This window comes from Oleiphilus sp. HI0117 (genome assembly GCF_001635235.1).
In genome coordinates this window covers 1-10,874 of sequence record NZ_LWGA01000659.1, presented here as the reverse complement: position 1 = coordinate 10,874, position 10,874 = coordinate 1, and the positions used below count along the sequence as shown (strand labels likewise).

At 46.1% G+C, this 10,874-nt stretch carries 6 protein-coding genes; all 6 read right to left on the bottom strand.

Translation table 11 applies throughout. The features are described from left to right. Window positions 1-37: 37 nt before the first annotated feature. Window positions 38-5,785 (bottom strand): invasin domain 3-containing protein, encoded by a 5,748-nt coding sequence (locus A3757_RS08745; RefSeq protein WP_197469957.1) that lies wholly within the window; start codon window positions 5,783-5,785, stop codon window positions 38-40. A 339-nt stretch (window positions 5,786-6,124) separates the two neighbouring features. Further along, window positions 6,125-7,207 (bottom strand): tRNA (uridine(54)-C5)-methyltransferase TrmA, encoded by a 1,083-nt coding sequence (gene trmA, locus A3757_RS08740; RefSeq protein ID WP_068739447.1) that lies wholly within the window; start codon window positions 7,205-7,207, stop codon window positions 6,125-6,127. A gap of 111 nt (window positions 7,208-7,318) precedes the next feature. Then, window positions 7,319-8,227 (bottom strand): heme o synthase, encoded by a 909-nt coding sequence (cyoE, locus tag A3757_RS08735; RefSeq protein WP_068511312.1) that lies wholly within the window; start codon window positions 8,225-8,227, stop codon window positions 7,319-7,321. A gap of 130 nt (window positions 8,228-8,357) precedes the next feature. Beyond that, on the bottom strand, window positions 8,358-9,368 hold the full coding sequence (locus tag A3757_RS08730) for a heme A synthase (protein ID WP_068511310.1): 1,011 nt from the start codon (window positions 9,366-9,368) through the stop codon (window positions 8,358-8,360). Between the two features lie 54 nt (window positions 9,369-9,422). Next, window positions 9,423-10,079, bottom strand: a complete 657-nt coding sequence (locus A3757_RS08725) for a hypothetical protein (RefSeq protein WP_068511308.1) — start codon at window positions 10,077-10,079, stop codon at window positions 9,423-9,425. Window positions 10,080-10,089: 10 nt separating this feature from the next. Continuing rightward, window positions 10,090-10,764 carry an SURF1 family protein gene (locus tag A3757_RS08720; RefSeq protein ID WP_068511305.1) on the bottom strand — a complete coding sequence of 225 codons (675 nt, stop codon included), beginning with the start codon at window positions 10,762-10,764 and terminating at the stop codon, window positions 10,090-10,092. Between the last annotated feature and the right edge of the window lie 110 nt (window positions 10,765-10,874).

The window sequence follows — 10,874 nt, the reverse complement described above, 5'->3', positions numbered from 1 at the left end:
TCTCATGAGAAACAGAACTAATAATCGTTATTGATTACTACTGAATCCTGATACAGCCTGCTTTTTCAGTACAGCACCCTGTTTTATCAACTTCGACTCCACGATCCGATAGCGGACATTCATCGAGTTTGTCTATCACGCCATCCTGGTCTGAATCGAGTTGGAGCTGTAGATTCTCAAATGGGGTTCTTACGATTTTTTCCACTTTAGGAATGTGTTTTTTGAAGCCAAAATAACGGCCTATATGAAAGCCGCTGAAGCGAGCATCTTTGGCATGATTGGTATAGTCAAAGCTGATGAACCAGGGACTATCGGTGAATCTGTAGTAAGCACCGATTCCCCAGGTAACTTGTACAGTTGACTCTTCTTCATAGCCAATACGCGAGTCTGTTGCTTCTGTATTGAGCCAGGTTCCCCCAAGTTTGAAGTGGGCATTGAAAGGCTTATATTGGGGTAAGAATCGATATGCAATCATTAGACTTGGGGCTCGGTATCTAATCGCCGCATCTAGACTTGCATTTAGGGTGGGGTTACTATTTTTTAAGCCCGCTTCCCCCAGGAAAGAATAGTCTAACTCCAGTGCCCATTTTTCACTGAGATGGCGACCAGCCAAGAAACTAAAGCCAATACTACTTTTGTCATTACTTGACCAGCCGTTACTTTCTCCAGAGGGGGCCAAGTAGCTATAACCTAGCCCGGCGGATACATACCAACAGGGTTGAAATAAGAGTTCTGATAAATCGTCAAATTTTAGCTCCTGAGCACACTGATTATTGTTGTCAGCCGAGGCATCATTTACATGCATAAGCAGAGGTAAAAAAACTATCGCCATCCAGAAAGCATGCTTGTGTTGTATTGCTCTGTAGCTCTTATAAAGCCAGGGAAGTAAAAGCAGCAACCATGCTAGATGGGGATTAATGGTGCCACCTGTTCCACTTTTGGCTGTGCTAATACCAGTGTCGTCATCTTCGGCAAGGTCGATAATCCCGTTGTTATCAAAGTCACCGTTTTCCAGGCCGTCAGGGTAGCCGTCATTGTCGCTATCGCGGTCCCGGTAGTTTTCAGTTCCATCTTCATCGCTATCGATAAGCGTAGAGAAAACATGACTGCTTAAGCCTGACGATGATGATAGCAGGTCAACCATACCGTCATTGTCGCTGTCAATCTCACTAAGGTCCGTACCCGGAAGATTCGCTTCTTGAAGGTCCGTTACTTCATCATTGTCCGAGTCAAGGTCCTGAAAATCGGGTACACCATCGTTGTCAGTGTCTGACACGGCAAAAGCTGACGTGATCGCATCGTCTAGGCCATCTGCATTTGCATCAACGACTGTATCGATTACACCGTTGCTGTCCAGATCAATTAGTCCTGAATTCGACTCTCTTATATCAGTTAAACCATCATTGTCACTATCCAAATCAATTTTATCAGGTTGTCCGTCAGCATCGGTATCGACAGTGAAGTCCCCTTCAATAATGTCAGGAATACCATCATTATCATCGTCTAGATCGTCAGAGTTAGTGATACTGTCACCATCAATGTCTATGGATGAGCCAAAGTTGGTCGGGTCTTCATCGACACTGTCGAGAATGCCATCGCCATCGGTATCGCTCATTGGGTCGATTTGCCCATCCTGGTCGGCATCGAGGATTGGCACGATCAGGTTATCAATGTCGAAAGGCCCATTACCATCATTTGTGCTATCACCACTTTCAAGCTCAAGGTGGTTGGGCAAACCGTCGCCATCAGTATCGGTAGGTGAGCTTGTTTGCGAATCGGGAGTGTCATGAATACCGTCAATAGGGCTGTTATCGGTACCACCTGATTCCACCACGTCTGTAAAACCGTCATTGTCACTATCGAGATCGATATAATCCGGAAAGCCGTCATCGTCAGTGTCTGGTGGGTTAATGATATCGTCGATACCATCCAGGTTGGTATCGATGCCCCCGGTGCTGTCAACATCGTAGGCGTCATTGATACCGTCACCATCACTGTCTAAGCTGGCAGTTAACTCAGCTTCAAGTTCATCATTCATACCATCGTTGTCACTGTCCAGGTCAAAGATGTTGTAGCTATTATCGCCATCGCTATCCAAAAGACTTATCGCGTCATCAATACCATCCAGGTTGAGGTCTTCTCCTCCAGTCAGGTCGACGTCAAAGCCGTTATCGATACCATCGTCATCCGAGTCGAGGTGCAATGCGACGCCATTTTCAATGGCATCGGGGAGGCCATCTCCATCACTGTCCAAATCAAGGTGGTTGAGGATAGAGTCATTATCAAAATCTTCAGCTACAAACTTATGTTCGAGATAATCAGGAATATGGTCATTGTCTGAGTCTCGATCTCGATAGTCAGGTGTGCCGTCGTTGTCACTATCTTGAGGAAGGTTTGGGTCGCTTCCCAGCTCTCCAGCATCGTTAATGCCATCATTATCCGAGTCAGTATCCAAGGCATCGAGAATGCCATCTCCATCCGAGTCAAATGGTGAACTGAGATCGGCCCCTAGCTCTTCAAGATCACTAATGCCGTCACCATCACTATCGTAGTAATCAGGGTCGAGACCCAGGCTTATCTCGTCACCGTTTGAAATACCATCGCTATCGTTATCACAAATTTCAACAGTATTATCTGGGGCACAAGCGGTTTTACTAACACTATCTTGGTCAGTTGCCTGGTTTCCAGCTCGATCAGCGATACTTGCATTAATAGTGATGTCGCCGTCTTGAAGGCTGCTTAGGTTAATTTCAGTGCTGAAGCTACCTTCGTTTGAGGTAGCGGGAGAGCAGCTCATATCGCTTTCGCTGACAGAGTTTGAACGTCCATCAGTAACGGTGATAGTAATAGTGTCGATTGTTTCTGTGCAGCGACCTGAGACCGGAAACGTTAGGATATTGCTGCTATCAGCTGAGCGCAAAATATTTAATGAAATTGTGGGTACTACAGTATCAATAAGAAGTTCGCTAATCGAGGTATCAGAGCTTATCTGTGAGGCGATATCGGTGATTTGCGCTGTGACATCATAAGTCCCATCGGCTAGCTCATTTCCGGTTGGAATAGTAATACTCCAATTTGAACCGTCTGAGCTTAGGTTGCCATCGCCGAGTGTGTAGTTGATATGATTGACGCCGACTGAAAAGCTTGCTCCGGTCATCTGAGGAAATGTTCCCGTTAAAGTAGGTAAAGGCGACGGGCTTGCCAGATCATCGATAGTGGGGGGCGACATGAACGATACTAAGGCAACATCAGCAATTTCCGAGAAGTTGATCGTCGCGGATACTGTCGCGGTACCGACCGTGGTGTCACTTTGTAGCGAGGCTTGATATCGACCATCGCCTAAATCTGTCACATCACCAACACTGCCTAAGGTACTGGAAATGGTGACAATATCTCCTCCGTTTGTTAGAGCATTGCCATGCTCATCAATTGCTTCGACAGTGATTTGGCTAAGGGTTTGGCCGTCTGCAACAATTTGGCTCAGACTGCTGTTAACTTGACTGTTAGAGTAGTCGGCATTACCGGGAATCATAGATATGCTTGCGGTATCGGAGAGCTGTACACCGTTTAACTCTGCTGTGATTACTGCGACGCCCCTTGTTTCATCTGCGGTAAAGATGACTTGATAAGTGCCGTCACCTAAATCGTTCACGGAGCTATGGCTGCCGGCAGTTGAGTTAATAATGACGGTGTCACCACCGGAAGTAAGATAGTTCCCAGTCAGGTCAATGGCTTGAAGTGTGAGGGTGGCGGTGTCGCTGCCGTTAGCCGTCAGAACAGGTGATGATGAGTTTAGTGTGCTGTTCAGGTAGCTTGCCGGGCCCGGTACAAATTGAACGGTTGCGGTATCGACAAGGCTTTGGCCATTCATAGTCCCAGTAATCACTGCCGTGCCTGTTGTGGCTGGAGCCAGTAGAGTCGCGTTATAGCGGCCATCTCCCATATCGCTTACCGCGCCTAAACTACCAAAATTGGTATTTAAAGTAACCGTGGCGCCACCCACTTCGACACTATTGCCAAAGACGTCGCTTCCTTGAACTGTGATAGTTGTAGTATTGGAGCCATTAGCGATGACGGCAGCATCGAGACTGGTAATAACGCCGCTAGAGGCGAGTAGCGCTCCTGCCTGAAGGTTGATCATTTCAGTGTCAATAACATCTTCACCATCAAAGGTGGCGCTAATGATCGCGACACCGGTATTGGTGGGGGAGGTGTAGGTTGCGCTATAAAAACCGTCATTCAAGTCGGTGACATCACCGATACTGCCCATACTGGCCGCGAAACTAACGGTACTGCCGCCTGAGTTTAATCCGTTACCAAGCACGTTAATAGCCTGGAGCAAAATAGTTGAAGTAGTGCTTCCATCAGCCGTTAGCGTGTTTGGCGTAGCGGTGATTAAAGTATCGCTCATGGAGGCGGGTAGTGGGGTGAACTCAACACTGGTTGTATCCACAATTGTACTTCCCTCAAGACTTGCACTGATGGTGGCTGTCCCGACAGTCGTACTGCTCGTTAAAACTGCAGTGTAGCTTCCATTGCCAAGATCGGTGACCGGCCCGACGCTGCCAATATCGGCTGTAATGTCGACACTGTTTCCACCGCGTGCCAAATCATTATTGTTTATATCTGAAAGCTGAACGGTAATGACGCTCGTGTCCAGGCCACTTGCTGGCAGGCTAGCAGTATCGGCATTGATGCGAGAGGTCGCTATGGAAGGCGTATCTGCAATCAAGGAGACAGCCGCTGTATCGCTAACGGTTGCACCATCAAGTGTTGCGCTGATAGTTGCTGTGCCAATACTAATAGGTGCGGTAAGCGTTGCGCTGTAGCTACCATCTCCATTGTCGGTGCTTGTGCTTATGGACCCCGCTGTCGTGAAAAATAACACTGTTTGGCCGCTTACTGCCGTTGGTCTGTTGCTTAGGTCGTAGCCATCCAGAGTGATTGTAGTGGTGGCACTACCATTGGCGACGATGCTTGCATTATTTGCAGAGATAAGTGAAAAATTTGCGTTGGCAGGAAGTTGATCAGGCCCGGAGTCTTGTATGTGTGAATACGTTGTGGAGGCATAATCTTGCTGAAGGTCAAAGCCGCTTTCCTGGAAAAACAGGTGAGCTTCAATTAGAAAGTTGCCACTCGGTTCATCTAACTGATATGAAACACTATTTGTTCTAGTCTGAGTTTGCCCTACAAGCCCTGGAAAGTCTTCAGTGGCTTGGCTGTGCATGGTACCGTTCTGGTCGACAAGGTTTACTTCTAGCCCGTAGGCACCCTCTCTGGTTGTCAGTACTTCGGTATCTAGGTTTAGCGTGACGGTGCCACTATCTATATCAATAGAGGACAGGCTAATATTGATGAATTCAGAGCTATCATCATCCCCTTCATCGATAAGTAATTGTCCCCAATTGACTCGAGTGGCCCAAGGGTTTGCTATGGTGACTTCGACGATATTGTTCCCGGAAACTATTTGCCCGATTGGCACGTTAAAAATATTGGTGCTGTCCTCATCTGCGACGCCGGACAGGTCCCCTAGGTCGTTGCCGTTTATAGAAATCGACACCTCTTGGCCTAATTCTTCATCGATGTCGTGAGCGTTAATAAGAAGCTGAGCAGAGGTGCTCGGAAGACTGCCTGTCAGGTTTATGTTGAACTCTATCGGGTAGTTCAACGACGTGTCAGAAAGAATACGACCTATGTCATCATCAGAGCTTCCTGATCTTGCGTTATCTTCGTTGTCTGTATCTGTGTAGTAGGTGTCACCAGCGCTTAGAGACGGCGACAACATTGCTAAACACAAAGCAAGAAGGCAGTACAAGCAGGTAAGGTTCTTGTTAGTAGCGGATATTTGCATAGGGCCGTATATATTTACTTTTTGTATATTTTATCAATAGATGACAGCAAGGCTCTAGTTTAGTGCTTGTCGAATATTGACCTTATAGCGCTATGTTTATGCAAGTATGTTTATCGATGATAGCTTATTTTGTCGTGGTTTAACTAAGGTCAGACTATTATCGGCAAACTTGTGTACATTATTAGCACTAATAACTTATCACAAAGGTATGATGCAAGTTTCGGGCCTCTCTTAAAACTCATCAGCTTTAGGTAGGCTCATTATGTTATAGGGCTACTTTTTTGATAAGTAAACGCCGCACTCAATGTGCTGGGTATAGGGGAACTGGTCAAACATGGCCAAACGCTTGATCTCATGCGTTTTGCTCAACTGCTCCAGGTTTTGTTCCAAGGTATCTGGGTTACAGGAAATGTAGACGATATTTGGATAATGGCTGATCATTTCGCAGCTCTCGTCATCCAAGCCGGAGCGAGGGGGGTCAACGAGTACTGTTTGAAAGTCAGTTTCTTCTAGGTTGAGGTCTTTCAAACGACGGCGTTTTTGGGTGCCATTCATGTGTCCGGTAAACTCTTCGGCACTGACGCGTGCAAAATCAACGTTATCGATTTTGTTCATTTCTTTATTGTCATTGGCTGCTTTGACAGAGGTTTTGCTAATCTCTGTGGCAAATACACGACGGAATTTATCGGCCATAGCAATAGAGAAATTCCCGTTGCCGCAATAGAGTTCAAGTAAATCTCCCTTATTGCCGTCGACACAGCTTCGGGCCCAGCTGAGCATCTTTTCGTTCATCTTGCCGTTTGGTTGAGTAAAACCACCTTCAATTTGTTTATAGCGAAGTGCTTTTCCGTCGACGTTTAGTGTTTCAATAACATAGTCTTGATCGAGTAGTAGTTTGAGCTTTCTGGCTCTGCCGATGATGTGAATACCAAGCTTTTCTTTCAAACGCTTGGCTTCTTTTATCCAGATTTCATCTAACTGTTTGTGATAAATCAGAGTGACCAGCATTTCACCTGAAAGTGTACTCAAGTATTCAAGCTGAAACAGGCGATGCTTGAGTTGAGGTGACTGGTTGATCTCTTCCATCATGACAGGCATTAGCTCAGTGATAGCTTTGCTAGCAATGGGGAAGTGAGTTATTTCAATTGGCGCGTTCTTGGTCCCTTTTTCAAACATGGCATGGAAGCATCGTTCGCCTTCGTGCCAAATCTTGAATTCGGCCCTTAAGCGGAAATTTTCAACTTCACTGGCAAAGACTTCCAATTCTGGTGCAGAGAAACGCAGGAACTGCTCACGTACTTGAGCGGCTTTGTTGTCCAACAGGGAGTCGTATTGGTCGATTTGAAAGTCTTGCATGGAGCGTAATACCTGCCAGTGTTCCGAACAGCCCTATGCGTAAATAGGGCGAAATGAAAAAGGGCAGGTATTATACGTTGAACTGGCTGCTTTGCGAAATCTAATCAGTTTCTATCCGCGTATTACCAGTCGTATGTAATGATCGACGAGCAGAAATGCAAATAAGGCCGTTAGGTAGAATATTGAGTAAGCAAAGGTTTTCATTGCGTGTTGGTCAGCACTGCAGCGATATAGCTTATAAGCGTGATAAATAAAGCCCAACCCTAAGGCTACCGCCCCGGCTAGATAGATTAAGCCGGTCATTTGTATGGCAAAGGGTATCAGCGTAACGGCAAGAAGCATACAAGTATAAAGTAATACCTGTACCTTGGTGAAAGGAATGCCATGAGTCACCGGAAGCATAGGGACATCAACTTTTGCATAATCATCGCGACGGCGAATGGCCAGTGCCCAGAAATGTGGTGGCGTCCAAATAAAGATAATGAGAAATAATAACAAGGCCTCGGTGTTAACTTCACCTGTCATCGCGACCCAGCCAAGAATCGGCGGTGCAGCACCGGCAGCACCACCCCAAACGATATTGTGCGGGGTAGAGCGTTTAAGAAACATAGTATAGATGACCGCATAGCCAATAACGCAGATGAAGGTTAGTAGCGCGGTAAGCTGGTTCGTTGTCGCAAGTAAAATCGCCATAGAGAGTACGCACAAACTTAGCGCAAAACTCAGAGCTGCCTTGGATGACAGGCCTCCAGTCGGAATGGGGCGTCCCTTGGTTCGCTCCATCGTGGCATCAATTTTTTGATCCACCCAGTGATTGATTGCAGCGCCAGAAGCTGCAGCCATACCTATGCCGAGCGAGGCAAAGAATAAGGTGTCGAGGGGCACCATGCCAGGGGAGGATAAAAGCATCCCAACGATGGCGGTAAAAACAATAAGTAAAACCACATTGGGTTTACAAAGCTCGAGGTACTGGCGCCATGATATGGCGCTTGCGGGTGCAAGTGCGGTAGTGTTTGCCATTGTGAACTCTCTTTGTTGTTTTTATATTCTTCACACAAGACAACGGCCGTATAAAACATGCCTTGTTGTTTTTCTTCTAGCATTGCCTGAGCTTTTATGAACCGTTGTTTAAGAAAACTGAGCGTAGATGCTAGGTATTTTTTTGTTTATCAGTGCTTAGCTTCCGATTAATTGCGACGATAGTCAACAATAATAATGCAGCACCGCCATTATGTGCGACAGCTATCGCAGTTGGAAGAACCAGTATGATATTCAATATGCCCAAGCTTATCTGTGCGCACAAGAGAACTAACAGTAAAATGGCTAAGTTTCTTGTGCCTTGCTGGCCTGGGCCTTTTGAAAATCGTAACAGGAAAAGGGCAAAAGTGCCGACAACTAGGAGTGTCACTACTGCTCCTATTCGGTGTGTCAGATGAACCGCCGTACCCGCTTCAAGCGAAAGCGTACCACCTTCGTAATCAACACCGAGTTCTCGCCAAATTGTAAAGCCTTCAGAGAAATCGGTATTTGGCCACCATTTACCTTGGCAGGTTGGTAAATCCCAGCAATGAAGCGCGACATAGTTAGTGCTGGTCCAGCCCCCGAGTGCTATCTGACAATAGACTACGACGAGTGCCAATATGGCCCAGTTCTTAAGGCCTCGGGAAACGATAGCAGGTTTTTGTTGTCGATCACTTAGCATCGCCCAGCAAAGCAGGGCTAAAGTTAACATTCCCCCAAGCAAGTGAAGCGTAACAATTGCGGGTTTTAGTAGCATGGTGACGGTCCACATCCCTAGTGCGCCTTGAAAGCAGACGACTACGAGTAGAATTAGGGGAAGCGTGAGTTGCTGACCTTGTTCTTTTCTGCGCTTAATCGCAATAGCTGCCATTGCCAGGATTAATAAGCCCAAAGTGCTGGCAAAGTAACGATGAATCATTTCCTTCCAGGCTTTGTCGGCTTCAAATGGGCGTTCCGGGTAGGCTTCGTTGGCAGCTTGAATGTCATTGCTATCACTTGGGGCAATGAGCGTGCCATAACATCCCGGCCAGTCTGGACAGCCCAATCCGGCATCAGACAGACGAACGTATGCGCCCAGCACTATCACAAATAAAGCCAGCGCACAGGCGGCCAGGCTGATTCTGAAAAAGAGTTTGTTCATGTCGTCTCTATTATTTTTATTGAGGGGTATTGATCATGAATAAAGATGTTTTTATTACAGCTTGGGTTTATTAACCTTTAAAAGCCTTTCTAAGTCTTCCATTAAATGCTTTGGCTCCACGCCCTCAGGGTAATACATCATTAGATTGTTATAGGGGTCGACCATGAAAATACTATTTTCGACCTGAGCATGTGTTTGAGAAAATGTGTTGATCAGCACTTTGGCATCAAGGCTGTCCGAGCTCACTGTTGCTAACTGAGGAAAGGCTTGTGTAAGGTCTACTTTAAAGGGTGCTAATGCTTCGGGAGTTTTTAGTAATAGAATGGGTTTGACGACCTTGCGGTTTATTCCTGTTGATTTCCTGGCTTGTCGAATGACTAAAAGCGTATCCTGACAAGATTGTTCACAGGATGAACTCACCGTAAATAGACGCCAGCTTCCGGCTAAACTTTTATCCGAAAGTATTTCGCCAGCGCTTGTCTTGAGTGAGTACTCGCCAATTGGTAAAACGGGGGAGACTAATTGTCCATGATTTCCTAAGTCACCCACAGAAAAGCTACCTTCGCTATTCATAAAATACCAGGATGCGATATAAGGGAAGCCAAACAGCACCAGCATAATAACTAGAGGATTAACCAGGCGCTTAAAAAGGGTGGGGTTTTGTGGCTTATCAAAAGAAGGCTTATTTACTGGCACCGAAGGGTTGCTCATTTAATCACCATTAGTTGTTACTATTATTTTTATTAGGTTTGGCTTTGCTTTTAAAATTAATACCAAGAAGGGCTATTAAAACAAAGAATGCGAAAACAAACCACTGAATTGCATAGCCAATGTGCATCCCGGACTTTGCTTGGAATTTAGGCCAGTCTCTCACGAAATCTGAATCGGGTTCGGGCGCAAGTCGCAAAATTAAAGGAAGAGCTTTATAGCTGCTTTGCTGCTGAAAAACTTCCATATCCATGTAATACCACAGCGGTGGCGTAGCAGAAATAGGGTGATCGATACTCCCAAGGATGACTGGCTTAGAGCGTGGTAGAGCGAGGATGCCGCGTAAACTTAATTGCTCAGTTGGCGTCTTGAACTCAGGCAGTCCGTTTTGCTGTTTGGCCAGCCATCCGCGGTTCACCAAAATAACTTCATCTCGATTGCTTAGTAAAAAAGGGCTCATTAGGTAGTAGCCTGGTTTGCCCTTGTGAACAATATTGTCTAATAAGAATTGCTCATTAACTAGGTAGTGGCCCGTCGCAAGGGCTTTGGAGGCCGATTTAAGATGGTTGCTTTGTAGGTTTAAGTTTCTGGGAGGCAGCATGCTCAATTCTTCAAGCTCGGATTGGGTTTGCTGTTTCTCATCAGCTCGTTGCAATTGCCAAAGGCCCAAAGCACAAAAAACAAGCATCATTAGGGTGCAAAACAAAGAGAGGAAAAACTTAGGCTGAAAAGAATAGGGCATATTTAATGGTCAGTCGCAGTTCATTGAGTATTATTTTTCTGTTACGCTGAAGCTAG

What these genes read in the sequence shown, in the direction of transcription:
- A3757_RS08745 (WP_197469957.1), bottom strand. Translation starts at nt 5,785, where the DNA reads ATGTTGTCGCCGTCTCTAAGCGCTGGTGACACCTACTACACAGATACA.
- trmA (WP_068739447.1), bottom strand. Translation starts at nt 7,207, where the DNA reads ATGCAAGACTTTCAAATCGACCAATACGACTCCCTGTTGGACAACAAA.
- cyoE (WP_068511312.1), bottom strand. Translation starts at nt 8,227, where the DNA reads ATGGCAAACACTACCGCACTTGCACCCGCAAGCGCCATATCATGGCGC.
- A3757_RS08730 (WP_068511310.1), bottom strand. Translation starts at nt 9,368, where the DNA reads ATGAACAAACTCTTTTTCAGAATCAGCCTGGCCGCCTGTGCGCTGGCT.
- A3757_RS08725 (WP_068511308.1), bottom strand. Translation starts at nt 10,079, where the DNA reads ATGAGCAACCCTTCGGTGCCAGTAAATAAGCCTTCTTTTGATAAGCCA.
- A3757_RS08720 (WP_068511305.1), bottom strand. Translation starts at nt 10,764, where the DNA reads ATGCTTGTTTTTTGTGCTTTGGGCCTTTGGCAATTGCAACGAGCTGAT.